Genomic DNA, 25,880 nt, shown 5'->3' with positions numbered 1-25,880 from the left:
ATGTGAGCAATGGCCGGTGGCTTGTTCGCCCTGCTTGACGACGTCGCCCTCATCGCCCGATCCGCCGCCTCCAGCATCGACGACGTGGCTGCCCTGGCAGGCAAAACGTCTATGAAATCCGTCGGTGTTGTTGTCGACGACGCCGCCGTCACCCCCCAGTTTGTTGATGGTGTAAAACCACAACGCGAGCTGCCCATGATCTGGCGCATCACCAAAGGCTCGCTCATCAACAAACTCATCATCATCCTGCCGATCGCGCTCATCCTCTCATGGATTGCACCGTGGGCGCTGACCCCCATCCTGATGTGCGGCGGTACCTACCTCTGCTTCGAAGGCGCGGAGAAAATTCTCCACTTCCTTTTCCACCGCGGTGAGGAGGAAAAGCAACCGGTCCGGGAAAAAGGTGCGGACGCCGAAGACTCATTGGTGCGTTCCGCTATCACGACCGACCTCATCCTGTCCGCGGAAATCATGGTCATTTCCCTCAACGAGGTCATCGACCAACCTTTTTGGATGCGCCTAGGCTCCCTCATTCTCGTCGGCATTATCCTCACCCTCGGCGTGTACGGCGCGGTTGCCGTACTGGTGAAGATGGATGACATCGGCATGGGTCTACTCAAGCGCAACGATGGCGACTCCGCCCTCGGTACCGCCCTGGTCAAGGGCATGCCCGTGGTCCTCGACATTATTGGCGTCATCGGCACCGCCGCGATGCTGTGGGTCGGCGGCCACATCGTTATCAAGGGCCTCCACGAATTCGGCGCTGAACAGCCCTATGGCTTCATCCACGGGGTCACCGAGAACATCAGCAACGGCGCACTGACCTGGCTGGCTGATACCGGTATGTCCATGGTCTTCGGCTTAATTCTGGGCACCGTCGTGGCCACCGTCATCATGGCGGTCAAGGCCACCGCTGAGCGCGTGAAGTAAACCCCCTCTTACATAAAGAGCATCAACGACACCGCCATAATGGCCATACCTGCGATGACACCATAGATGGCGAAGTGATGTTTGCCGGTCTCCTCCGCGGTGGGCAGCAGCTCATCGAGGGAGATGAAGACCATAATGCCAGCAATGGCGGCGAAGCTAATGCCCATCGTCACCGGCCCAATAAAAGGCATAAGGATGGCAAAGCCGATGAGCGCGCCCACCGGCTCCGCAAGCCCCGACACCGTGGCCCACCAGAAGGCTTTCGTGCGGGAGCCTGTCGCCGCCCGTAAGGGCACCGCCACGGCAATCCCCTCCGGAATGTTGTGAATGGCAATCGCCACTGCAATGGGAATGGCGATTTCTGGAGCTTCGAGCCCCGACAAGAACGTGGCGAAACCTTCTGGGAAATTGTGGAGCGCCAGGGCAAAGGCAGTGAACACGCCGGTCTTCATGAGCCTTTTGCGGCGCGCCTCCTCCTCCGTGGTTGCCGGCTCGTGCGGGTTAATCTCCGCCGGCACGGCGCGGTCAATAATGGCGATGAGGGCAATCCCCGCAAAGAAAGCGATAATGCCTGCCCACGTGGCGGACTTTTCGGTTCCGAAGGCTTTTCCTAGCTTGCTGATGCCCTCCGGGAGGATCTCCATAAAGGAGACATAGAGCATCACGCCCGCAGAAAGCCCCAAGGCGGCGGCCATGAATCCCGGCCCCGGCTCTTTCTTGCCCACGGCGAGGGCGCCTCCGATGGACGTCGATAAGCCGGAGAAGAGCACGAGGCTGAATGCGAACGCGACGGTGGTTAAATCCATAGTGGCAAACTATAGCGCGTCTGAATCATCCTCCGTGGATGTGGCCAATGACTCGCCATCTTTCACGGTGGGATCGTCGTCCGTGTACTCGCCGGTTTCGTAGTCATAGCCCACCGCATGGCCTTCTTCGTCCGTGCGGGCATACCACTCGGTGACCTCGGCAGCGGTGGAATCGAACTCCGCACCGGTGGCGTACTTGGAATCATCGTCCGTGGGTTGGATGGCGAGGGCGAAATTATCGCCATGCTCGCGCACGCCGTGGAGGATGGCGTTGGACACGGCTTGGTCCTCGTAGAACGTGCGAATGGCCGCCGGGTCATGGCGCAGCTCCCGGACAAGGGCGATACACATGAGCACGATGATGACCGCGAACGGCAAGGCCGTGACCGTAATGAGGTTCTGCAGGCCCTGCAGCGCATTACGGCCGCCCGCCAGCAGAATCACCACGGCGATACCGGCCATGCAGATGACCCAAAAGATGGTCACGGCCGGCTTCGGCGCCGGATTGCCGCGCTGCGTGAGCTGGGAATTGACCACGGAAGCAGAATCAGCCGTCGTGATGAAGAAGACAATGAGCATGACCAGAACCAACGGCGCCATGATCTGTGCGCCGGGAAGGTGGTCAAGAACGGTGAAGAAGATGTCCTCGGCCGGCGGCATGGAATCGATGGTGCCGTCAGGGGCAATGTCACCGTCGCGACGCTGCAGCCAAATCGTCGTGCCGCCCAAGATGGTGAAGGCGCACACGATGATGGCCGAAGGGATGAGCAGCACGCCGAGGATGTACTGGCGAATGGTGCGGCCGCGGGAAATCTTGGCCACGAACACGCCGACGAACGGCGCCCAGGACACCCACCAGGCCCAATAGAACGTGGTCCACGAGGACAGGAAGGAAACCATGTCCTCCCCCTGGCCCATGTTGGCGGAGAGCATGTTCGGCATCTCGTCCAGGTACTCAATGATGACCGAGGGCAGCATGTTGGCCAAAAAGGCCGTGGGGCCCACCACGAAGAAGAAGATAGCCAAGCCCAGTGCCAGGACCAGGTTAATGTTGGAGAGCCAACGGATGCCCCTGGATACACCGGAGACGGCGGAGAAGATTGTGGCGATGGACAGCACGATGATGATCACCATCGCCGCCGTATTACCCGTGGCGGACCAACCGCTGACAATCTCGACACCCCGCCCAATCTGTAGGGCGCCAATGCCTAGCGTGGCCGCCGTTCCACCCAGGTGACGGCCCTGCGTAAGATTGGGGAAGTCCATCCACTCCAACCAGACGCATGAGGTGACTTCACACAACTATGGCGCTCTACCCGCTAGCCCCCTCATACTTTGGTGTTGAGCACGTGGCCGTCCTTGACCACGTCAACCTCGGCACCGCGTTGAGCATCCCCGGGTTGGCCACGGCGCCTACGCTTATCGATGTCTCCCTCATCCCCGACCCCGCCAGCCGCGGCTGGCGCATTCGCTCACCCTTCGGCTTTATCGGCGCGCTCGATGCAGAGGAGTCCGCGGACTACCCCTCGCTCGCCCGCCTTCGCGCGGCCGGGCTTAGCCCCTCGACGCATGCCACGGTCGAGGTTGCTGAGGGCGATGTCGAGGTCGCCGTTGCCCTCGGCCTCGATCCCTGGATGATTCCCTCCACGAACCAGCCGGAAGGTTCTGCTCTTCTCGCAGGTGGGCATGGCGCGCTTGTCGACGTCTCCGCTGGCCAGCTCACCACACACCAATTGCGCGGCATGGGCACCCAACAACTCATCGTCTCCCTCGTCATCCTTGACAACACCGTCCTTGCTACCCATGGCGACCTCGTCCTTGGGCCCTGTGCCTCCCTCACAGACTCCCCTGTCCTCGCCTCAGCCATCGAGGCTGCCGCTTCCTCGGGAGTGGCCCTGGCTGCCCGCGCTTATGCCGCTGCTGGCCGCATCGCCGTGGACCTTCCCGACTCAGCTGACGCTCTCTTTTCGCCGGCCGTCCCGCCGCTACCGCTCTCGTCCGAGCACCCCGCCATTCCCCCAGCGCTTGACCTCACAGCGGATTGGGAGGTCACCACCGACGCCGCTCCGCTAGCCTCCCCGCTGACCACTGGCTCACGCACCTTCACCTCCCCTAGTTCGTAGCCTCAGCACTTTTCTGCCACGTCTTCCCCTACCCCAGGAAGCAAAGGCACCTTTTAACAAGTACCTTATGCACATATACTCATGCTTCGACCTGGGGTTTCTCCGGAACCACCCCACAGATGGTTCCCTTACTTTGGTTCCTTTGCTGTCCCTCTCGAGTTCAAGGCAATATCTCGCTGGCTAATGTAGAGTTACCCATCACATATATGCAGCCACTCGCCAGAAGCGATACGCCGATGGTGATTTTGCAATATGGGCTGAAGATTCATGGGGAAGCGACGACCCCGATGTCGGCGGCCGGCGTTCCGTTCACTCACACTCCGGCGGCCGCGTGCAGTCGAACCGTTCGCGTTACTGAATCTTGCACTCAGGCCACTTCGAGCGGCTCAATACTGTTGATTTCTTCGGCGATAGAGTCCTCAGCTACCTCGAGTTCGTATCTTCCTTGCAAGTTCAGCCAGAACTGCGGTTCTACCCCGAAATACTTTCCTAGCCGCAACGCAGTATCTGCGGTGATTCCGCGCTTGCCGTGGACAATCTCATTAATCCTGCGTGGCGGGACCCCAATGGCCATGGCCAGCTTATGTTGTGTGATCCCGAATGCCTTAATGAAATCCTCATTGAGCACTTCTCCGGGATGAATTGGCGGATACAGCTTGGTACTCATCTCGCTCCTTAGTGATAATCCTCTATCGCCACGTCTGCCGGACCTGCTTCAGTCCAGCGAAAAGTAATCCTCCATTGCTGATTGACACGAATGCTGTATGTTCCCCGTCGGTCGCCTTTCAAAGCTTCCAACCGGTTGCCCGGCGGTATTCGCAGCGATTGCAGGGAAACCGCCGCATCAAGCTGATGAAGTTTTCTATTTGCGGTCTTGTGGATTCTCGAATCGATCCGCGGTGACGCTCGGCGCAACCAGACAAGCTCGGTGTCTCGGTCAGCAAAGGACTGGATCATGACCTCAATCTACAAACCATAACGGAATCCGTCAATAACGATCTCCGTTAAGTTTCTGACACTGAATCCTGGAGAACTTTCTGGAGCTTAAGACTGCCTTGATTCCCCCATGACAATGATATTCTAGAAGGCACCTTTTAATTAGTACCTTATGCGCTTATCCTCATACGCTGACCTGGACTTTCTCCGACACCACCCCACAGATGGTTCCCTTACTTTGGTCCCTTTGCTCCTAGCACCGCGCTCGTTCATTTCGGCAGCCGCCCACTAGGACTTAGCGCACCGTTCGCTGCCCATCCACTAGGCGAGTCACTCCGATCGAGTCGAGGTGTTCCAAGAGCGGAATGGCAACACGGCGCGTCGTGCCCATTACTTTGCGCGCTGCCGAGAGCGTAAACGGCTGCTCCAGCTGGGCGACCAGCGCCTGCGCCTCGCGAGGCGCAGAAGGCAATAGCACGACTCCTCCCTGCAGCCGAAGCAGACGCCCGGCGCGCTCAGCGGCGGCTAGTTCTTTGGCCCCAAGGCCTAGCTCCTTCAGGTCCGCGGCCTCGGGTGCAGCGAAAGGCTCCTCACGCAGGCGCCGTTCAAGCTCTGCCACACCCTTTTCCGCCGGCCCCAAGTCCACGGTCTGGCCCGGCACGCGCAGCACACCATCGGCCGATTCAACCTTGGCCGCGGCCACCGCCAGGCCGAGCAGGGCGGGGTCATCAATTCCCAGCGAATCCATAGCGGCCGCGCGCGGCAGACCCGGTGAGAGCGGATTCGCCGCTGCGTGGTCCCTGACCGCTCGCAGCAGTCTCTCCTTCCATGTGACTATCTGGCTAGCGGCAATCCACCAGTCACGGAACTCGATGATCCCTGCGGGGACCTCCTCCACGGCGAATCCATCGCGCACCAGATTCTCCTGGCGGTCATAGCCACAGCGGCGCAACCACTCAGTTGGATTCAGGACATCGGTGTCCGCCAATTCTTCAGCGCGCTTCTGTGCATCGCCTCGGCGGGTGAGCTCCGCTGGGTGCATATCGACGATTTCTAAGCCCGCCGCAACGTGCCGGCCGCCGGGCGTGCGCACCACAAACTTATCGAGCAGGGTCAGTGGCAGCGGCTCCTCTAGTGTCAGCCGGGCGAAATCGCCTCCCAGCGGGCGCAGCCGCGCGCCTAGGCCTGCGGTGCCGATATGGACTACCAGATTCTGCGGCAGATCAGCCAGCTCGGTGCCGAAAGTGCGTCGCACGTCCACTGCCTCGAGGACACGCCACTTTCCAGGGCTGAGCAGTGCAGCTCCGCGATGTATCTGGTCCGCATCCACTCCACGCAAATTGACCGCCACGCGGGAGACCGGCCCTACCGATGGCGCACTGACGTTCTCGCTTTGTAGCCCCCGGACCGTGACCTTCTTCTCCCCCAGCACCAGCTCATCGCCCACCGCAAGTGTTCCTGCCGCCAGGGTTCCCGTCACTACGGTGCCGGCACCTTTCACGCTGAAGGCTCTGTCTACCCATAGCCGCACCCGCGCTGTCGCGTCGGGAGCGGGCATCCCCGCCAGCACAGCATCCAGCTCTGCGCGCAGTGCGTCCAAGCCCTCCCCGGTTATGGCGGAGACGGGGACGAGGGGGGCGTCGACAAGCACGGTTCCTGCCAGCTCCGCCCGTACCTGCGCGGCAACCTCCGCGCGGCGCGCATCATCCGCTCTATCGGCCCGGGTGAGTGCGACGATGCCGTGCCGCACGTCGAGCGCTCTTAAAGCATCGCGATGGTCAGTGGACTGCGCTTGCCAGCCTTCGTCGGCAGCAACGACAAAAAGCACCACCGGGGCTGGCCCCACCCCGGCGAGCATGTTACCCAGGAACTTCTCGTGGCCTGGCACGTCCACGAAGGCCACGTTTGCGCCCGAGTCCAGCATGGTCCACACGAATCCTAGGTCAATGGTGAGCCCGCGGCGCTGTTCTTCCTCCCAGCGGTCCGGCTCCATTCCAGTCAGAGCTTTGACCAAGCTGGATTTGCCGTGATCCACATGGCCCGCGGTGGCAACAACGTACACCTACATCACCGCCTGAATCGCTGCGATAAGCTCCGCATCCTGGTTCTCCGGAACGCAGCGCACGTCTACCAGGCAGCGTCCATTGCTCACCCGTGCCACAACGGGCGTAGACCCCTGCCGCAGCACACTCGCGATCCTTTCCGGCAGCGCCACCGCCCAACCCGGCAGCGGCACCTCCGGGGCGCCACCGCCGCCCACGCGGCCGTGATGCTCGACGACCTCGCCGCCCACTGCGAACGCTATGTGTTCGGTGCGCTGTTTATGACGTTCTGCCGACAGGTGCAATGCATCATGGACGGCGTTCGCTGAGGTGGAGATAGCCGCTTCCAGTGCGTTGAGCCGCAACTTGTCAATGCGCACTGCCCGCGCCAGAGGATGCTTCTTACATGCGGCAATGGCGTCCTTCGTTCCCACGAGCACGCCCGCTTGGGGTCCGCCCAGCAGTTTATCCCCGGAGAACAACACGATATCGGCGCCGTCGCGGAGTGCTTCGCTGGCAGAGGGCTCGTCCGGCAGCTGCGCATCCGGGGTGAGCAGGCCGGAGCCGATATCCACGATGAGCGGCAAATCCGTAAGCTGACGCAGCTGCGCCACCGACACCGAGGACGTGAAACCGCTGATGAGGAAGTTTGAGGGATGGACCTTGAGAATCGCGCCCGTCTCCTCCCCCAGGGCGCGTTCATAATCCGCCGCATGAGTGCGGTTGGTCGCGCCTACTTCGTGCAGGCGAGTAGCGGTCGACTCGATGAGCTCCGGCAGGCGGAAACCTGCACCAATCTCAATGAGCTCTCCGCGGGAGATGATGACTTCTTTACCGGGCGCCAACGCCGCAGTAGCCAGCAACAGCGCGGAAGCACCGTTGTTGACCACGAGCGCATCCTCCGCACCGGGGCACGCTGCTAGCACAGCGTCTACAGCCGCGCGCCCCCTATCGCGCGAGCGTAGGCCGCTCTCCAAATCCATCTCCACGTCCGTATAGGACGCCGCGGCTACCAATGCGTCCACCGCCGCTGGCGGCAAAGGTGCACGGCCCAAGTTCGTGTGGACAATAACGCCTGTGGCGTTGATGACAGGGCGCAGAGAATACGGACGGGTTCGATCCAAGCGTGCCGCCAGCTCTGCCTCAACGAGGGAGGGCGCGAGGGCGCCGGAGCGGGCGTCGGCCAGCACGGCGTCGATGACGGCGCGCACGCTATGGGGCGCTAGGCGTTCTTGTGCTGCGCGCACCGCCGGGTACTGGAGGATTTCATCCATCTTCGGGATAAAGCGGCGGGGATCTGTCATCGTGGTTCCTCCTAGCTGCGCGTATGGCGGAGACGGACAGGAATCGAACCTGCCAGACCGAGATGCTCGGCCTCACCGGTTTTGAAGACCGGGGCGCCCACCAGGACACGTACGCCTCCGCCTGCTCACCTTACACGTGGCTAAAGTAGTACTTATGACTGACATTAAACTAACGTCCTTTGCCGCCGGTGGCGGCTGTGCATGCAAGATTCCCCCGGGCGAACTCGAGTCTGCCGTGGAAGGACTCGTGGGCACCGCGGACCCCAACGTGTTGGTTGGGCTTGACGACGGCGACGATGCCTCCGCCGTGCGCATCCCAGATGGTCTCGCGGTCATCTCTACCGCGGACTTCTTCACGCCGATGCTCAACGATCCGTATGACTGGGGCCGCGTCGCCGCTGCCAATGCGCTTTCCGACGTCTACGCCATGGGCGGCACCCCCATCACCGCCATCAACCTCGTGGGCTGGCCGCGCGAAGTGCTTGGCCTCGACATTTTGCGCGAGGTTCTGCGCGGCGGCATGGATATCGCCAGTGAGGCCGGCATTTCCATTACTGGCGGTCACTCCATCACTGCTCCGGAACCCACCTATGGTTTGGCGGCCACGGGCATCGTCCACCCGGACAAAATCTTGCGCAACGACGCCGCCGAGGCCGGGCTTCCCATCACGCTGACCAAGCCGATTGGCGTGGGCATCCTCAACAATAAACACAAGGCCACCGGCGAGGTCTCCCAGGCCGCGGTGGACTCTATGACCACGCTTAACCGCGATGCGGCCGCTGCCGCGGTAGCAGCCGGGGTACGTGCCGCCACCGACGTCACCGGCTTCGGACTGTTGGGCCACCTCTATAAGATGTGCCGCGCCTCCGGAATCGGTGCGGAGCTAGACTTCTCCGCTGTTCCTGCCATTGAGGGCGCGAAGGAAGCCCTGGCAGAAGGGTTCATCCCGGGCGGCTCGCGCCGCAACCTCGACTGGGTACACCCCCACCTGAACGCCGACCTGAGTGAAGAAGACCTCGTCTTCCTTGCTGATGCCCAGACCTCCGGCGGCCTCCTCGTCATCGGTGAGGTTCCCGGCTATCCGGTCATTGGCCGAACCGTCCCAGGTGAGGCGCGGATTACTATCCGCTCGTAACCGTCGAGGTTCCGAGGCCTTCCGCACGGCGGCGGGCCTCCGCGCGGCGCTTTTGCGGTCCGATGGTGGTTGAGGGATCCTTGACGGCCTCGCGCCCGGCGTTGAGAACTCCGAAACGTGTGCAGGCTGAGCCCGCCATCAGTGCCAGCCCCGAGACCACCGACACCGCCCGTGACTTCGTCAGCGCTGCCACGACGGTACCCACGCCACCTGTGGCGATAAGTGCTTCGGAGGCCTTCATGAGCTTTCCGGGCACGCCCTCATGCAGCGGGCGCTTGGGCTCCGGCTCCATGTTTTCTTCCATGATGCGGGTCGCGGCGAGGTCGCTCGCTGCGGCCGCCATGCCCAAGGCGCGTGCAGGACCTGCGCTTTCCACGGGAGTGAACACCATCGCGGCACCTGATGCGGCTGCCGACGCCGACGATACGAAGACATACGGCAAGTGCTTCCTTGCGTCATTCCATGTCGGATTCGAGGTATTCGCTAGCAAGACGGCTGTGTATCCGGCCAGCGGACCGCCCAACACGCCGGCGACACCACCCGCTGGGCCAGCGGCCTTGTCAAGAAGAGCCCGAACGGGCGCAGGCACTACCCCGCCAACCAGCTCATCGGCTTCCACAAGAGCTGGCAGAGCTGCTGCGCCAGCGAAGCTACCCAAGATCCACGAACCAACGGACATCGGCGAGGTCACCTTGAACACTCGGAACATGTTGAGCAGGCGTTCCGGGCGGCCCAAGTCCAGCACGAGAAAAACTGATCCTACCGAGGCCGCCGAGAAGGCGGTCAAGCGCGTCGACCGCTTCAGCTCCCTATTGCCGGTCGCCTGCGCACCTGCGCCGAGCAGCGCCGAGCCACCAGCCAGACCACCGAGGAACAGGTAGCCGCCAATGGGCCACTCCCACGGCGGGGCTTTGACCACGGGCTTGCCGTAATAGGAAGAGAACTCAAAGTCCTCCGCCATGCGCTGCTCTTTGGAACCGTCTTGGGCACCCGCGCCTAGACGCTTGCGCTTCTTTCCACCCTTCTTGCCTCCGAAGCGCCTAGGCTCCTGCGGCGGGCGGTACTCATCAAATTCGCTCACTTGCGGCCTCCCATCACGAATGCTCCGGCAACCGCCAGCGCCATACCTCCAATAGCCTTCGCCGCGGTCTTGTACATCTGCGGCAAATCCGCCGTGGGCACGCGCGGATCCGGCGGCAAGCCGTAGACCTCAGGAGAGTCCAGAAGCAAGAAGATGGAGCCAGTGCCACCCACACCGTCCTCACGGTTCGCACCATACAGGCGAGCCTCAGTCAGGCCCTGCTCGTGCAAAACACGTACACGTTCCTGAGCTGCGGCCAGCATCTCTTCGTACGGACCAAACTGGATGGAGTCCGTGGGGCAGGTCTTGGCACAGGCCGGCTGCTCACCAATCTTGAGGCGGTCGTAGCACATGGTGCACTTCTGAGCCACGCCCAAGTTCTTGATGGGCATGGACTGTCCCGGCACATGATCTTGGCCTTGCGGCTTGAGCTGCTTAAGCTTGGCAAGCACGTTGATGCCCGCGTGGTCTGGGACTTCATAATCCACGGTCGCGGTCTTATCGGCTTTGAGCGTCACACCGCCATCGTCGCGGCGCTCAATGACGCCAAAGGGACAACCCGCCACACAGGTACCACAACCATTGCATACATCGTCTTGCACCACCACGGTGCCGTACTCCGAGCGGAACAACGCGCCCGTCGGGCACACATCGAGGCATCCCGCGTTGGTGCAGTGTTTGCACACATCGGAGGACATGAGCCAGCGGAAGTCATCGGTGTCGGGCGGCGTCGTGGACGGCTGAACAGTAGGCATACCCAGCGAAATGAGCTGTCGACCCTCTTCACGAGCGCGTTCAATGCGCTCGTTGTTTTGTTCAATGAAGGCCACATGGCGCCACGTGTTGGCGCCAAGCGAGCCGGTGTTGTCATAGGAGTTTCCAGTCACCGCATAGCCTTCAACCGGGTTGCGGTTCCACTCCTTACACGCCACCTCGCAGGCCTTACAACCGATACAAATGGAGGTATCGGTGAAGAACGCCATGCGCTGGTAGGACTCGTAGCCGTGCTTGTCGGCTTTCTCCGTCAATGCATTCGCCACGGTTATTAGCCCTCCTTGCCTTCATAATCAGCCACGTTGCCCGCTGTGGAGTCATTACCAGTGTTCTCGTCGGTGGCCTGAGCCTCCGTGGTGAACGCGTCGCTCACATCAAGAACTTGGTTTCCTGACTCCACCGTCAGCTTCGCGCGCTCCTGGTATTCACGCAGCAAATCCAGTCGAGCCTCACCGCGTGGGCGGCGTCCCGGCTGAATATCACACGCGCCCACCTTAGAGTTCTGGATGAACACGTTCGGCTCCAGCGTCAGACCCAGCAGGTCGTTCGCTCCATCGCCGGCCACATCGGTGGTTTCAGACTCGCCGTAGTGATACGGTAGACCGATCTGGTGGAACTCCTCGCCGTTGATGGTGAGCATCTCCATGCGGTCGGTCACCAAAACCTGGGCCTCGATAACGCCGCGCGGCGAGACAATGGTGGCCCACTCGCCGTTGACCAGCCCGCGCTTTTCCGCCAAGTCCTTATCCACCTCACAGAACAAGCCGGGTTGCAGCTCCGCCAGGAACGGCAGCCGGCGTGACATAGCACCTGAGGTATACATCTCCGTCAGGCGATAGGTGGAGAAGACAAACGGGAACACGTCCGCGCCGACCTCCCCTGGCTCGGGGCGGGAAAGGTTGTCCTCACGCTTAATGGTCAAGCGCGTTGGCGACTGCTGCTGCTTGTACAGCGCGTTCGTCACCGGAGACTCTTGTGGCTCGTAGTGGGTGGGCAGGGGGCCGTCGGAAAGCCCCTGCGGCGCAAAGAGCCAGCCCAGGCCGTCTGCCTGCATGATGAAGGGATCATCACCATCGAGGGCGTCTGGTCCCACGGCATCGACGGGCGCCACGTAATCCGGACGCTTCGTTGCTGGGAAGTCAGGCACGTCGTCACCGACCCACATGCCCTGGGATTCATCCCACCACACGTACTTCTTGCGCTCCGACCATGGAGTTCCATCGGGCTTTGCCGAGGCTCGGTTGTAGAGAATGCGGCGGTTAGCTGGCCATACCCAGCCCCAGTCCAAGGCAACCTCGTTCTGTTCCGAACCCGGCACCTTCTTTGCTGCATGGTTGATGCCGTCCTTGTAGATACCGGTGTAAATCCAGCAACCACCGGACGTCGTGCCATCCGCACGCATTTCCGTAAAGGCAGGCAGGAGCTGCCCTTTCTTTGGTCCGTCGAGGTAGTAGCCGTTGATTTCACGCAAGATCTCGTCTGAGCTCGGATCGCCATGCTCGTCCTCAGTGTAATCCCATGTTATGGACTTGATGGGGAGGTCACGTGGGTCAGTTGAATCAGCAAGACGCTCACGGATTTTCTTTCCCAGCTGGTAGAAGAACCATGCCTCACTGCGGGCTTGGCCCGGCGGCGGAACCGCCTGGAAGCGCCACTGCACCATGCGCTGGGTTTGAGTAAACGTGCCGGATTTCTCCACGTGGGTAGCTGCCGGCATAAGGAAGACTTCGGTGCCAATCTCTTCGGTCTTAAGCTCACCGTTCTTGATTTCCGGAGAGTCCTTCCAGAAGCTGGCGGTTTCAATCTCCTGGAAATCGCGCACAACCAGCCACTTCAGTGCCGCCAGGCCACGGCGTTGCATGCCGCCGTTGGACTGCGCCACCGCTGGGTTCTGGCCAAAGACGAAGTAGCCTTCAACCTCGTGGCGGAGCATTGCCAACAAGGTTTCATACGTTGAATGCGCGCCGGACAGGCGCGGCATGAGGTTGAATCCCCACTCATTCTCTTCGGTGGCGGCGTCACCCCAGTAAGACTTCATCAGTGAGACCGCATAGTTCTCACCCAACTGCCAGAAGCCCTTCTGGTCTTCCTTGCGGAAGGAGTTAAGGTACTCACTCCAGTTCGCCTGCTCCACGTGCGGCATGGGCAGGTACCCCGGCAGGGAGTTGAACAGCGTCGGGATATCCGTCGACCCCTGAATCGAGGCATGGCCGCGCAGGGCCATGATGCCGGAGCCAGGGCGGCCCACATTGCCCATGAGCAGCTGCAAGATCGCCGCCGTACGGATGAACTGTGCTCCTAGAGTGTGCTGGGTAAAGCCCAGTGCGTAGGCGAAGCAGGTAGTGCGGTCCGGCTTGGAATTATCCGCGATGGAATCCGCCAGGTAGTAGAAGTCCTCCTGTGAAATACCGCAGGTCTCCTCCACCATCTCAGGCGTATAGCGCGAGTAGTGGCGCTTGAGAATCTGGAACACCGTGTTCGGGTTCTCTAGGGTCGGATCCTTCTCCACGTTCCACGACGAGCCCTCAGGCTTGCGCACGTACTGCCACGAATCCGTGACGTACTTGCCCGTTTCCGCATCGTATCCCGAGAACAGGCCCTCGAGGTCCTCGGTGTCCTGGAAATCGGGCGAGATGATGGACGCAGCGTTCGTGTAATTCACCACGTAATCGTGGAAATACAGGTCATTGTCCAGCACGTACTTAATGATGGCGCCCAACAGCACCACATCCGTACCACCGCGAATGCCAATGTGGCGGTTCGCAAACGCGGACGTGCGTGTGTAGCGCGGATCAACGTGGATGATGCGTGCACCACGCTTCTTGGCTTCAACGACCCACTGGAAACCCACGGGGTGGCATTCCGCCATGTTAGAACCCTCAATGACGATGCAGTCCGCATTCGCCATATCCTGCAGCGGTTGGGTTGCGCCGCCGCGGCCAAACGAAGTTCCTAGACTAGGAACGGTGGCGGAGTGTCATATGCGCGCCTGGTTCTCAACCTGAATCGCACCGGTTGCCGTAAACAGCTTCTTAATGAGGTAATTCTCCTCATTGTCCAGTGTTGCACCACCCAATCCGGCGATGCCCATAGTGCGGTTGAGGGGACGCCCCTGCTTATCGACGTCCTCCCAATGCTTCTTACGCGACTCCACAAAGCGATCCGCGATCATGTTCATCGCGGTTTCTTCATCCAAGTCCTGCCACTCAGTGGCATAAGGTGCACGGTACTTAATTGTGGTGACGCGCGACGAGGAGTTAATGAGCTGCTCAGAGGCCGAGCCCTTGGGGCACAGGCGTCCGCGCGAAATCGGGGAATCCGGGTCACCCTCGATCTGGATGACGCGGTCATCCTTGACGTACACGCGCTGGGAGCAGCCCACCGCGCAATAGGGGCAGACGGATTGGACCACGCGGTCGGCGTCCACGGTGCGGCCACGCAGCTCCTCGCTCTTGGCCGACTGCGTAGACAAGTCACGGCCGAAGGCATCCTTATTGCGAATCTGGCGGACGACCGGCCAGTTCAGCGGACTAAAACGAGACATGCCTCAAATCTACTGCCTGGAGTCCATATTTTCTAGACCGACCGCACAGCGGCCTAAAAGGGGTAGAAAACAGCATCAAGGGCTTGGAGCCTTAAAGCTCCAAGCCCTTGCGTTTAGCCCGAATTACTTGCGGGTCTCAGTGATACCGTCGGTATCGATCTGCTCCTTGCGCAGCTCCTCGGTGTGGGTCTCGGTGTCCTGGATGGTCTCCTTGGACAGGTTGACCTTTTCAACCGGGACGGTCTTCTTGTCAACGTTCACGCGCTCCTCGTGCAGGGTGACGGAAGCCTCTGCGGTGTCGTTGTCACCGATGGTGCCGTTGAAGTTAGCGGCGTCAGCCTCGGAGATCGGGGTGCGCTCGACGCGAACCTCTTCGCGCTCAACCGGGACCTCAACGGTCTCGGTGTCGGTCACGACGTACTTGCGCAGACGTGCCTCGCCGGTAGCAACGCGCTCCTTGTTGACGTCCAGACGCTCCTCGGAACGGATGAGCTCGTTGTCGTTGTCGGTCAGGTTGTGACCAGCAGCGCGGTCGGTGGCAGCAGCGCGGTCGGTGGTTTCGGTGCGCTCGGTGGTCACGGTCTCATCGTTTGCGTGAGCGCCTGCGCCTGCACCGGCAACGCCAGCGCCTGCAGCACCTGCGCCAGCAACGCCAGCACCGGTGGTGGTGTCAGTGCGCTCGTCACGGTAGGTGGTGACGTCCTGGGCGTTCTCCAGGTTGTAGTGCTTGAAGATGTCAGACTGTGCCTCCGGGGTCAGCGGCTTATCGGAGTCGAAGTCCGGGGCGCCCTCAATACGATCCTTGGAGAAAGCCAGCTTGAGGTCATCACCATTGAAGTCGTGGCCGCGGAGCGGGACCAGGCTGGAGTTCATGCCGAACAGGCCGTGGTTGACCTCAACGAAGGTCGGCTGACCGGTCTGCTCATCAACGAAGACCTCCTTGACAGAGCCGAGCTTCTCGCCAGCGTTGTCGTAAGCGGTTGCGTCGAAAAGATCCTTGATGTTCTTGCCCATTGTTTCTCTGAACCTTCCTATAATTGGTCTATTTATCGGCGGCAAACAGTGAAACTCAGTCGCTACCCCCGAATCCAACGTTCAGGAGAGCGCGATTTGCTATTTCGTTTGCTCTGCCATCCACGATACGGACAAATCAACATCTCGCCACCACTGCGACCGCTTTTTTCAACTTTTCATGGCTTTGCCGCAGGTCACACAATCTATAACGATTGGGTAACGGAGCTGTCATTGCATCACACCGACCAGTTTCTTACCTCTCGGGTTTCAACTAGACCTCACCGAGGCCGCACAGTAGCCATCACAGGAGAAAGCTCTTTCCCCCCACCGGCAACCACGCCACATCACCCCACAGCGCGACTTTCCACGCAAACCCCTACACCCTCCACAGGAAATTCCAATCATGCCCCGCTACCCCCCCACACATCAGATCAAATCTGAATTGGTCTAGTGCACAGAGTATGTCCAAGCCACACCATCGGTACCCTCAACATCATGAGTACTCATAAACACTTCGAACTCAAGGTCCCGGGCGGCAAGCTTCTCGTCGTCGACATCGCCCTGGACGCGAACAACACCATCACCACCGCCAAGATCTCCGGTGATTTTTTCCTAGAGCCCGAGGAAGCCTACGACGCACTCGGTCCTGCTTTGACCGGCGTCACCACGGCCACCAGCACCTCCGATATCCAGTCCCGCCTCGATGCCGCGCTCGCCCGAATCGAGGAGGAAGAACCCGTCGCCCTCCATGGCTTCGACACCCATCACCTCGCCGTTACGGTCAAGCGCGCACTGTCCGACGGCACCGATTTCACTGATCACAGCTGGGAGATCCTGCGCCCAGGTATCCTCCCCACCCCGGTCAACGTCGCACTTGACGAGGTCCTCCTCAACGAAGTCGCGGAAGGACAGCGCGGCCCCACCCTGCGCTTCTGGGAGTGGGAGGACAAGGCAGTTGTCTTCGGCTCCTACCAGTCCTATGCCAATGAGTTGGATCAGGAGGGCGTCGACAAGCACGGCATTATTCCCGTGCGCCGCATCTCGGGCGGCGGCGCCATGTTCATGGAGGGCGGCAACTGCGTCACCTACTCCCTCTATGCCCCCGAGTCCCTCGTCGCCGGCTATTCCTATGAGGCCAGCTACGAATATCTTGACCAGTGGGTTCTCGCAGCACTGGGCAAACTCGGTGTTAACGCCTGGTATGTCCCTATTAATGACATTACTTCCGACGGCGGCAAGATCGGCGGCGCTGCACAGAAGCGCCGTAAAGGCGCGGTTTTGCACCACACGACAATGAGCTATGACATCGACGCCGACAAGATGATGGAAGTTCTGCGCATCGGCAAGGTTAAGGTCTCGTCCAAGGGTCTGGCCAGCGCGAAGAAGCGCGTCGATCCGCTGCGCCGCCAGACTGGTGTACCCCGCGAGGAGATCATCGACACGATGGCGCGTGAGTTCGCTACTCGCTACGGGGCCGTGGAGGCCGAGCTTTCCGACGCCACGCTTAGCCGCGCCCGCCACCTCGTCGACACCAAGTTCCTCACCGACGATTGGACGAAACGCATTCCCTAAACTTGCACGGGAATTTAAAGGCAGCGTACTGTGTTGTGGTCTTTAGTGAACCGATCGGTTCGCCCCTAGCGAACTGGCTGGTCTTTTTCTATACAACACTGTCTAGAAGGAATTACTCGTGTCTGACACCTCCTCCCGCACGCTGCCCTCATGGGCCACCGGCTTTGGCGCCCAAGTCATCGCCGGCCTCATCATTGGCCTCATCCTCGGATTCATTGCATCCGGCATGGAATCCACGTGGCTCGCCGATACCCTCACCGGCATCGGCGGCGCCTACGTTCAGCTACTCAAGATTATGGTGCCGCCGCTCATCTTTGCCGCGGTCGTCACTTCGGTGGCTAACCTGCGCAAAGTGGCAAACGCTGCTTCTCTCGCGATTTCGACTCTCGTGTGGTTCGCCATCACCGCTTTCTTCTCGGTTCTCGCAGGCATCCTCGTTGCACTCGTCATGAAGCCAGGAGTCGGCACGACTGTCGACGCCTCCACCGCCGCCGATCCCTCCCACGTCGGTTCGTGGACCGCCTTCCTCCAGCAGCTCGTCCCCTCAAATTTCTTTGGCCTCAATGCTTCCTTCAGCGACGACACTGTCTCCCTCAGCTTCGGCGCCCTTCAGCTGCTTGTTATTTCCCTGGCCTTGGGCATCGCCGCGGTCAAGGCTGGCAAGGCTGCCGATCCGTTCCTGCGCTTTACCGAATCCTTCTTGAAGGTTATTCAGGTTGTCTTGTGGTGGATCATCCGTCTCGCCCCCATCGGCACCGCAGCCCTCATCGGTAAGGCCGTAGCCACCTACGGCTGGGATGCCATGAGCTCTCTGGGCAAGTTCGTCCTTGCCATGTACGTTGGCCTCGCCCTCGTTATCCTCGTGGTCTACCCTGCCGCCCTCGTATTCAACCGCATTCCTGTCATGGGCTTCTACAAGCGTGTCTGGCCGGTCTTCTCTCTCGGCTTTGTCACCCGCTCCTCCATGGGTGTCATGCCCGTCACCGAACGCTTCACGGAGAAGGCAATGGGCGTCCCGCGCGAATACTCTTCCTTTGCCATCCCACTGGGCGCCACCACCAAGATGGACGGCTGCGCTTCCGTGTACCCCGCAATCGCCGCTATCTTCATCGCTCAGTTCTACGGCATTGACCTATCCTTCACCCAGTACCTGCTCATCATCTTCGTTTCCGTGATCGGCTCCGCAGCCACAGCAGGCACGACGGGCGCTACCGTCATGCTGACACTGACCCTGTCCACCCTGGGCCTGCCCCTCGCTGGCGTAGGCCTCCTCCTAGCCATCGAGCCCATCATCGACATGGGCCGCACCGCGGTCAACGTCACCGGCCAGTCCGTCTGCGCCACTATTGTGGCGAAGCGCGCGGGTATCCAAGACCAGGAGGTCTGGGACGCCGCCGAGGACGGTGTCACCCACATCATGAACGATGACGAAAAGAAGCATGTAGGCATCTCTGCCTAGCTTCCTCCCCCTCCACTAACCAGCCTCCCCAGCCCAGGAGCAATCGCCGAAGTCTTACCCCTGTAGCTCCCAGTAGGGAGGCTCTTCTCTGTCTCGAGTCCCCCACGTACCTGACCGCCGTCGTCTCAAACGACGATACCTTCATAATCCGTGGCCGCTACCTCTACTTCGTCGTTTTAAACGACGGAGTCCTGGTTCTTACGTTTCGTCGTGTGGGTCGACGGGGGTTGGTGGTTGGGGGTGTGGTTAGAAGGGAATATCTTCTGTGGTGTTGGCGTGTGATTCTGTTTCAGCTTGAGCTGTGGTTTGTTGTTCGGCGTGATAGTCATCGAGTTCTTGTTTGAGTTGTTGGGCTTGTTCGCGGGTGCGTTGGCGGGTGGTGGTGATGTGTTGGCCGATGGTTTGTGCCCAGCGTTTTTCGCGGGGTGCGAGGGGGCCTTGGGCTTCTGTTACGGCCCAGGTGCCGTTGTCGTAGAGCCAGATGATGTCGCCGGTGGCGGGGTCGAGCAAGTAGTAGGCGCTGCCATCGGTTTTGAGGTTGTGATGTTTTTGGCATAGGCAGGCCAGGTTGTCTGGGTGGGTTGCCCCACCGTCGGCGTAGTTGTGGCGGTGGTCGAGTTGTGAGTGGTAGGCCGGTTCATCACATCCGCTCATGCGGCAGGTGCCGTCGCGTCCTTCGACGTGTTTACGCATGATGATTCCTGGCCGGTAACCGTCGGTTTCTTTGACGGGGGTGGTCAAGTCGCGGTGGTGGTCGTAAGGCATATCTGCCAGCCGCCAGCCAAAGCCTTCGATGTAGGTCGGAGCGTTGTCGACATCGCAGGCTTTATAGGTGTGCAGGATGACGGTGGCTGGTGGGGTGATCTCACCGCTTAGTAGTTGTTTGATTGCATCGGTGATGCTGATGCCGTGACTGCTAGCGGTTCGGCGGATGAACGCATCGAGTTTGATGCCGGTGTCTTCATCAACTCCGAGCTCAAGCCAGGCTTTAGTTCCGTTGCTTGAGAAGGTATAGGAGTCTTGGGGGCGGGTGTCACGGTAGGCGATAGTGTCATCGAGGGTTTTACAGAGGTCGCGGACTTTGCGTCTGATTTGGCTACGGGTGGGAAAGACCTGGTTGGGTTTGGTGGGGGTGAAATACTCTGCCAAAAGGCAATCGATCACTGCGAGTGTGGCGGGGTTGTGGGTTGTGAGGGCGGCCATGGGTTGGTCGATAGCAATGAGAGATTCTATATCCAGCAGGCAGTGGGTATCTTGGAGGAGTTTGACGGCGGGTAGTTCATTCAGGCGGTGGATGGCGCGCAGGCCTGCTTTGATGTGGCCTTCAGTTAACGCCCAGGCGTTAACGAGGGATAGTGCGGTGGTGTCAATATCGGCTTCAAGATCAGGTGTTGCCGCTACCCAAGCGCTATAGGTTGCTTTCCGGGCAATGCTGCGGGCTACAGCATGGGGATTACCGGGGTTGGTGATGGCAAAGAAGGCAGCCGGAGATGGTGATGATGGTGGCGGTGGTGTGATGGTCATGATCGTCCCCGAGAAAATTAGCAATTAGAAGAAGTGTTCTAACTATGATTCTACCGGAAACCCACCTATAGGTCTATGGCCTGCACAAACAAAGCGGATACGGAAGGATGATCGGGGGTGTCAAGCCCATCTTTAGACTGTGTGTTTGACTCTTGTCGAACAGGTTGTATAACCGGGGCCTATCCACAACCACGGGGGTACAACGCACACAGGGCGGCCGGCATTCCAGCCGACCGCCCTTCTAAAAAGGAAGCTTTTACTCGTACCGCACGTCACCACGCGCGACGTCCTTGCGGCCATGCACAAAGAAGTACACAACCGAAGCCACGAGCATGAGCGCCGCCAATATCCAGTACATGGTGGTATATCCCGTGGCGGAGATAACCTGCCCCAGCAGGATTGGGCCGAAGCCGATTCCGATATCAAGGAGCAGGAAGAAGGTGGAAATACCGGCACCCATCTCGTGCAACGGAACCAGACGCACAGCGATTGCCTGGCCAGCTGGAAGAATGGAGCCATAGCCTAGGCCAACGAGCGCACCGGCCAGAATGACCTGCCAGTCGGACGAGGCCGAAGCTAACACGGCAAGACCCGCGATAAAGAAAACCAGCGACGTGTAAATAATGATGTTATCGCCACGGCGATCCTGCAACTTACCCAGAACAAAGCGCAAAATAAGGCTCACCACGGCATAGGCGAGGAAGAAGTAGCTTGCGCCTTGTTCGAGGCCCGCATCGGAAGAGTAACCGTTCAAGAAGGTGATGATTCCGGTGTAGGCAACACCCACGAACAGAATGAAGACACCGAAGGGTGCCACTGCTGGGTGGACGATGTTGCCTAAGGAGAAGGTCACGCTGCGCTGCTCCTGCGCCGGAGCCTTCACCACCAGTCCCAGCGCCAAAGCAACGACGGTCAGCGTCAGCGCCACAACAAAGACGGCGTTGTAGCCGGCATTATGCACGATGGCCAAGCCTGCGGCGGGGCCGAAAGCCGTCGCCAGCGTGGTTCCTAGCGCGAAGTAACCAGTGCCCTCAGCTCGGCGGTGATCAGGGATCACAGACTGCGCCACGGCCATCACTGCAGTCGAGGCGATCGCGTAGCCCAAACCGTGCAAGATTCGCACCACAAAGAGCAGCGGCAACGATTGTGCCGGGAAGTACAGTGCCATTGCAATGGCCACAGCAATGAGCGAGACCACGAGCGTGCGCTTTCGCCCCATTGCATCGACGATATAACCGGAGAAAAGTCGCGCGATTGTCGCACCCACCACGAAGGCACTCGATGCAAATCCGCCCGCTGTATCGGACGCCTGGAACTGCTCGATGGCGTACATCGCCATAATGGTGACAAGCAGGTAGAAGACCGTAAATTGTGCAAAGTTCACCAACCACGCAAAAACGAAGGTTGGAGTAATGAGGGGGGTGGATTTAGCAGACGTTTGAGACACCTTCTTCGATAGCGTTATGGAGTTAAGACTCCCAAACGCTACCAAAGATCAGAGATACTTTCGAATTCTGGATTATGCCTGCACCATGCTTGACGACGCCCCTATCCGAACAGTTTCCGCAGGTACGGAGAGCCGAACCGCCACTGTGGGTCCATCTTTTCGCGCAACTCGCAGAACTCGTTAAATCTTGCATAAAGTTGAGCAAAGTCTTCGCGGCCGAGCGTGTTCATCTTGCCCCAGTGCGGCCGGCCGCCGGCTGCGCGCAAGATGGGTTCGAGCTTTGGCATGTAATCCTGGGGATTTAAGAACCGCGGAATGTGGAAGGCAATGTACATCGATTCGCGTCCAGAAGCCGTGGACAGTGCGACGTCGTCAGCCGCTGTCGTGCGCAACTCCAAAGGGAAACCAATGCGCCAGTCACGATCCTCGATAAAGCGGCGTATTTCACGGACGGCGGCGGGGCCGGCGGCAAGCGGCACGGCGTACTCCATTTCGTGGAAACGCACCCGACGCGGACTCACGAACACCTCGTGGGCAGCGGCGCGATAGCGGTTATGGGAGATTACCGCAGTGGAGAAGCGATTAAGCGCTGGAATCGTTGCCGGGACCATCCGCCCCAGCGCGAGAGTGACTGCAAAGGCACCATTTCCCACCACTTCATCATCAATAAACTGCTTGATGCGTGAACGGTGCTCTCCATTCGGTGCGAGTCGCGTATTAGCTTTGACCATGGCGCGGTCCGTGTGCGGGAACCAATAGGACTCGAAGTGGTCGACGCTGCGAGACAGCTCCTCCCAGTTATCCATAAGCTCGTTGAAACCGATTCCCGTCTCTTCTGCCTGCAGGTCAAAGGCGTCAACGCACTGCATCTCCACCTCAACGACCACTCCGAGCGCCCCGATGCTCACCACGATGAGTCTGAGCAGGTCTGGATCCTCATCGAGAGAGTAGGTGCGGGTGTTGCCGTCGGCGTCGATAAGCGTGAGGCCCGTGACCGTGCCCGCAAAGCCTGTGTAATCGATGCCGGTGCCGTGCGTCGACGTCGAAATTGCGCCGGCGAGGGACTGTGGGTCTACGTCGCCCTGATTCGTCAGAGCCAGCCCGAAGGGGCGCAGAAGTCCCGGCACGTCACGGAGACGAGTGCCAGCCAGGAATCGGACGCGCTTGCGCTGCTTATCGACGCCCACCAGGCCACTCAGCTTATCCAGATTCATCATCGTCCCCTCCCCTGCTGCCACCGGCGAGAAGGAATGACCTGCTCCAACGGTGCGCACGCTTCGCGAACGCGTGATGATGTCAGGAATCTCGTCAATGCGGGAAGGCTGCAGAAACTCTGCAGGTTTCGTAGTGACCGACCCAGCCCAGTTGCTAAAAGTACTCATCGGAGTGTCCATCCTTGTCCTCTATACGTGTCCCAGTGCTCGACACAGCCCTCCCCCACAGCAAGGAGGCAATCGACGTTTTCTGTCATCTCTCCGGCCTTGGCGTGGCGAAACCACACTGGGTCCTCGACCTTCAGGGAGGCGCCGTGCAACGGAGTCTGCACTTCTCCGGCACCCTCGGTGGTGGAATAACTTAGCCCTTGCGGCCACACCGGAACCGGCACGCGATCTTTAGCGGGCGGGCCTGATGCAATCCACCCGCCGGAGTTGACCGTTGCCCACCCGGGCGCAGGCACGCGGGAGACCTGGCAGACGAAAAACGCCGCCGCCTTGTGATTGATGTCGGTGAAATCGTCGAAGATGGCCGGCGTGTAGAACCCAGAACCTGCGGCGAGTTCGGTCAATGTGCCTTCCGCCGCAGATTCCTGCAGGCTGCCGGTTCCACCGCCGTTGACAAACTCGATGTCAGCCACCTCCCGCGCAGCGGCCACACAGGCTCGGCGTCGCGGCGCGAGATCCACCATGGACCGGGATCGCAGCCAGCGCTTGACTGCCCCAACCGGGCCGGGAAGACCATCCGCCACGGACGCCACCTGACCTTCATAGGCCATGAGCCCCACGAGACGATGCCTTCGCCGCAGAATCTCCTGGGCCAGCACCGCCACCTGCTCCGGTTCCCGGATGGGCGAGCGACGCGGACCCACCACTACGCCAGGCAAGTGCAGAGTGCAGTCAATATCGATGGCCACACGCAGTGGACTGGGAAGCAGATCAAGCAACTCGATACTGTCCACCATCACCGTCACGGTGTCGCGCGCGGCCGCGGAGCTTGCCAGCTCTCGCAGTGCCTTTCGGTTCACACTCGGGTAGGCCACGACAATGTCCCGGAACCCTTCTGCAACGAGATGGAGCGCCTCCGGCACCGAATACGCAAGGATACCGTGGTAGCCGTCATGTTCCAGCGCGCGGCGCAACGCCGACACGCTGCGGACCGACTTGGAGGCGACCCGAATGGGCAATCCCCCGGCGCGTGTGGACATCTGCTGGGCGTTGTAGTCGAAAGCCGCAAGGTCAATAACCCCAACGGGTGCTGGATGCTCGCCGGAGCGCACGAGAGGTTCGATAGCCTCTCGCACCTTCGTTCGCGGGATGGTGGATAGGGTGGGCATAACGTAATCCTAGCCACCCGTAGTTAGGTTTGTGAGACAAATCTCAAAAAATGTGTAGCGGAGCCAAATATTTTTGGGACAATGGACGTCATGAAAACCTTTACTCAGACCCGTCTCCCCCACCGTGTGCAGAGTTTCCTGGACACCGATCCCGCCCACGACGTATGCGGCACCGGCGAGGAACACCATGCTCACGCGCCTTTTACCGGCGAGGAACTCTTTCGCTTCCCCGTTGCCACCGCCCACGATGTAGAACGCGCCGTTGAATATGCCCGCGTCGGCGTGGGTCAGGGGAATCGCGCGGCGATCTTGCTGCGCCTCCACGACCTCGTCCAGGACAACGAGGAGCTCATCCTCGACCTTATCCAGGCGGAGAACGGCAAGTCCCGCGCGCATGCCTATGACGAGCTCATGGATCTCTATAACTGCGCGCGCTTCTACGCGGTTAATATCCGCAAAGCCTTCGGCACGCAACGCCACCCCGGCGCGCTTCCTGTGCTGACAAAGACCCGCACGCAGCATTATCCGCTAGGCGTGGTGGGGCTTATTTCGCCTTGGAATTATCCGCTCTCGTTAGGCGTCGGCGATGTCTTGGCAGCGCTTTCTGCGGACAACGCTGTTGTGCACAAGCCGGACTCCCAGACCACGCTGACGGCCATCCTGCTCAGGCGTCTAGCCATTGAAGCAGGTCTTCCGGAGGCCGCCTGGCAACTTGTACCGGGAAACGGCGCGGAGGTGGGTGATGCCCTCATCCCGCTCGTGGACGGACTCTCCTTCACCGGCTCTACCCAGGCCGGTAAGTCCATCGCCGCGCAGGCTGCCGGGCGCCTCATCCCCACCATGCTGGAGCTGGGCGGCAAGAATCCAATGCTGGTGCTTGACGACGCCCCCTTGAAACCCACCGCCCAAGGCGCCGTGCGCACCGCGTTCTCCTCATCTGGCCAGCTGTGCATGTCTGCCGAGCGCGCGTATGTTCACGAGAGCATTGTTGAGGGGTTTCTCAAAGAACTCACAATGGCATTGGACCAGCAAGTACTCGGCGCGGCCTTCTCCGATGCCGCCACCATCGGCTCCCTTACCTCGCAGCGCCAACTCGATACGGTAGAAGCCCACGTCGAAGACGCAGTATCCAAAGGAGCCACTGTGGTCTACGGTGGGAAGGCCCGCCCAGACCTGGGGCCGTTTTTCTATGAACCCACCGTGCTGACCGGTGTTACCCCTGAGATGGATCTCTATGCCGCGGAGACCTTTGGACCTGTCCTAGCCGTGTACCCGGTGCACTCCGATGCGGAGGCCATTCAGCGCGCCAATGACACGAACTACGGTCTATCCGCCTCCGTGTGGTCCGGCAATTCGCGCCGCGCCTGGAAGGTTGCTTCTCAACTCGAGGCGGGCATGGTCAACATCAACGAAGGCTTCGCTGCCGCCTATGGTTCCATCGCCGCGCCCGGAGGTGGCGTCAAGGAGTCCGGACTGAACCACCGCCACGGCATTACCGGCATGCGTCTATGGGCCAACGAGCGCACCGTGGCTGAACAGCGACTGCACCCGCTCGCCCCCTCAGAGCACATCACACCGGAACGTTTTCGCCAGCTCGTGTCCACTGGCATGCGGCTGATGAAGACCTTCCGGCTTTAA

The 25,880-nt window shown here is 60.4% G+C and carries 19 protein-coding genes, 1 tRNA gene and 1 pseudogene; 6 read left to right on the top strand and 15 right to left on the bottom strand.

The window, feature by feature from the left end; all coding sequences use genetic code 11:
• Window positions 1-9 precede the first annotated feature (9 nt).
• The gene (locus tag CSING_RS05190) at window positions 10-930 is read left to right on the top strand and encodes a DUF808 domain-containing protein (RefSeq protein ID WP_042530311.1); all 921 of its coding nucleotides are present in this window, start codon (window positions 10-12) and stop codon (window positions 928-930) included.
• 8 nt (window positions 931-938) lie between these two features.
• Here CSING_RS05190 and zupT read toward each other — a convergent pair whose 3' ends face one another.
• Both zupT and CSING_RS05180 read right to left on the bottom strand, forming a co-directional pair.
• Window positions 939-1,736 (bottom strand): zinc transporter ZupT, encoded by a 798-nt coding sequence (gene zupT, locus CSING_RS05185; protein WP_042530309.1) that lies wholly within the window; start codon window positions 1,734-1,736, stop codon window positions 939-941.
• Window positions 1,737-1,745: 9 nt separating this feature from the next.
• Window positions 1,746-2,969: pseudogene (locus tag CSING_RS05180) on the bottom strand (BCCT family transporter); the annotation flags it as partial.
• Between the two features lie 71 nt (window positions 2,970-3,040).
• Here CSING_RS05180 and CSING_RS05175 point away from each other — a divergent pair.
• Window positions 3,041-3,859: a hypothetical protein gene (locus tag CSING_RS05175; RefSeq protein WP_042530307.1), complete on the top strand. Its 819-nt coding sequence runs from the start codon at window positions 3,041-3,043 to the stop codon at window positions 3,857-3,859.
• A 367-nt stretch (window positions 3,860-4,226) separates the two neighbouring features.
• Here CSING_RS05175 and CSING_RS05170 read toward each other — a convergent pair whose 3' ends face one another.
• From CSING_RS05170 to CSING_RS05155, 5 genes are all read right to left on the bottom strand, one after another.
• The gene (locus CSING_RS05170; protein ID WP_042530305.1) at window positions 4,227-4,526 is read right to left on the bottom strand and encodes a HigA family addiction module antitoxin; all 300 of its coding nucleotides are present in this window, start codon (window positions 4,524-4,526) and stop codon (window positions 4,227-4,229) included.
• An 8-nt stretch (window positions 4,527-4,534) separates the two neighbouring features.
• On the bottom strand, window positions 4,535-4,816 hold the full coding sequence (locus CSING_RS13275; protein ID WP_084226171.1) for a type II toxin-antitoxin system RelE/ParE family toxin: 282 nt from the start codon (window positions 4,814-4,816) through the stop codon (window positions 4,535-4,537).
• 274 nt (window positions 4,817-5,090) lie between these two features.
• On the bottom strand, window positions 5,091-6,857 hold the full coding sequence (gene selB, locus CSING_RS05165) for a selenocysteine-specific translation elongation factor (RefSeq protein ID WP_042530303.1): 1,767 nt from the start codon (window positions 6,855-6,857) through the stop codon (window positions 5,091-5,093).
• Window positions 6,858-8,141, bottom strand: coding sequence for an L-seryl-tRNA(Sec) selenium transferase (gene selA, locus CSING_RS05160; protein WP_042530301.1), 1,284 nt, complete (start codon window positions 8,139-8,141; stop codon window positions 6,858-6,860).
• Window positions 8,142-8,165: 24 nt separating this feature from the next.
• A tRNA-Sec gene (locus CSING_RS05155) sits at window positions 8,166-8,260 on the bottom strand.
• A gap of 35 nt (window positions 8,261-8,295) precedes the next feature.
• Between CSING_RS05155 and selD the strand changes: the two genes are divergently transcribed.
• Window positions 8,296-9,276 carry a selenide, water dikinase SelD gene (selD, locus tag CSING_RS05150; RefSeq protein ID WP_042530299.1) on the top strand — a complete coding sequence of 327 codons (981 nt, stop codon included), beginning with the start codon at window positions 8,296-8,298 and terminating at the stop codon, window positions 9,274-9,276.
• On the opposite strand, the gene nrfD is transcribed toward selD, so the two are convergent.
• The 4 genes from nrfD to CSING_RS05125 form a co-directional block, all read right to left on the bottom strand.
• Complete coding sequence (gene nrfD, locus CSING_RS05145; RefSeq protein WP_042530297.1) at window positions 9,263-10,357, bottom strand: NrfD/PsrC family molybdoenzyme membrane anchor subunit; 1,095 nt, start codon at window positions 10,355-10,357, stop codon at window positions 9,263-9,265. The two genes, selD and nrfD, sit on opposite strands and share 14 nt — an antisense overlap.
• Window positions 10,354-11,397, bottom strand: a complete 1,044-nt coding sequence (locus tag CSING_RS05140) for a 4Fe-4S dicluster domain-containing protein (protein ID WP_042530295.1) — start codon at window positions 11,395-11,397, stop codon at window positions 10,354-10,356. Before CSING_RS05140 ends, nrfD begins: the two co-directional genes overlap by 4 nt.
• 5 nt (window positions 11,398-11,402) lie before the next feature.
• Complete coding sequence (fdnG, locus tag CSING_RS05135; protein ID WP_236684042.1) at window positions 11,403-14,675, bottom strand: formate dehydrogenase-N subunit alpha; 3,273 nt, start codon at window positions 14,673-14,675, stop codon at window positions 11,403-11,405.
• A gap of 123 nt (window positions 14,676-14,798) precedes the next feature.
• Window positions 14,799-15,689, bottom strand: coding sequence for a PRC and DUF2382 domain-containing protein (locus CSING_RS05125; RefSeq protein ID WP_042530289.1), 891 nt, complete (start codon window positions 15,687-15,689; stop codon window positions 14,799-14,801).
• 495 nt (window positions 15,690-16,184) lie between these two features.
• Here CSING_RS05125 and CSING_RS05120 point away from each other — a divergent pair, with 495 nt between their 5' ends.
• Together CSING_RS05120 and CSING_RS05115 are read left to right on the top strand one after the other, a co-directional pair.
• Entirely contained in the window at window positions 16,185-17,261 is a 1,077-nt protein-coding gene (locus tag CSING_RS05120) for a lipoate--protein ligase family protein (protein WP_042530287.1), read from the top strand.
• A 118-nt stretch (window positions 17,262-17,379) separates the two neighbouring features.
• Window positions 17,380-18,720 (top strand): dicarboxylate/amino acid:cation symporter, encoded by a 1,341-nt coding sequence (locus tag CSING_RS05115; protein ID WP_042530285.1) that lies wholly within the window; start codon window positions 17,380-17,382, stop codon window positions 18,718-18,720.
• A 246-nt stretch (window positions 18,721-18,966) separates the two neighbouring features.
• Here CSING_RS05115 and CSING_RS05110 read toward each other — a convergent pair whose 3' ends face one another.
• The 4 genes from CSING_RS05110 to CSING_RS05095 all read right to left on the bottom strand — a co-directional run bounded on the left by CSING_RS05110 (window position 18,967) and on the right by CSING_RS05095 (window position 24,242).
• A complete protein-coding gene (locus CSING_RS05110) occupies window positions 18,967-20,244 on the bottom strand; it encodes an HNH endonuclease signature motif containing protein (RefSeq protein WP_042530283.1) in 1,278 nt (425 codons plus the stop codon).
• A 256-nt stretch (window positions 20,245-20,500) separates the two neighbouring features.
• Complete coding sequence (locus tag CSING_RS05105) at window positions 20,501-21,691, bottom strand: MFS transporter (protein WP_042530281.1); 1,191 nt, start codon at window positions 21,689-21,691, stop codon at window positions 20,501-20,503.
• A 101-nt stretch (window positions 21,692-21,792) separates the two neighbouring features.
• Complete coding sequence (locus tag CSING_RS05100; RefSeq protein ID WP_456062133.1) at window positions 21,793-23,085, bottom strand: FAD-binding oxidoreductase; 1,293 nt, start codon at window positions 23,083-23,085, stop codon at window positions 21,793-21,795.
• On the bottom strand, window positions 23,070-24,242 hold the full coding sequence (locus CSING_RS05095; RefSeq protein WP_042530276.1) for an alanine racemase: 1,173 nt from the start codon (window positions 24,240-24,242) through the stop codon (window positions 23,070-23,072). Before CSING_RS05095 ends, CSING_RS05100 begins: the two co-directional genes overlap by 16 nt.
• A 90-nt stretch (window positions 24,243-24,332) precedes the next feature.
• On the opposite strand from CSING_RS05095, the gene CSING_RS05090 reads away from it, so the two are divergent.
• Entirely contained in the window at window positions 24,333-25,880 is a 1,548-nt protein-coding gene (locus tag CSING_RS05090) for a succinic semialdehyde dehydrogenase (RefSeq protein ID WP_042533182.1), read from the top strand.

Origin of the sequence: Corynebacterium singulare (genome assembly GCF_000833575.1) — a bacterium.
In the GTDB taxonomy this organism is placed as follows: Bacteria; Actinomycetota; Actinomycetes; order Mycobacteriales; family Mycobacteriaceae; genus Corynebacterium; species Corynebacterium singulare.
This window is presented reverse-complemented; position numbering and strand designations above follow the sequence as displayed.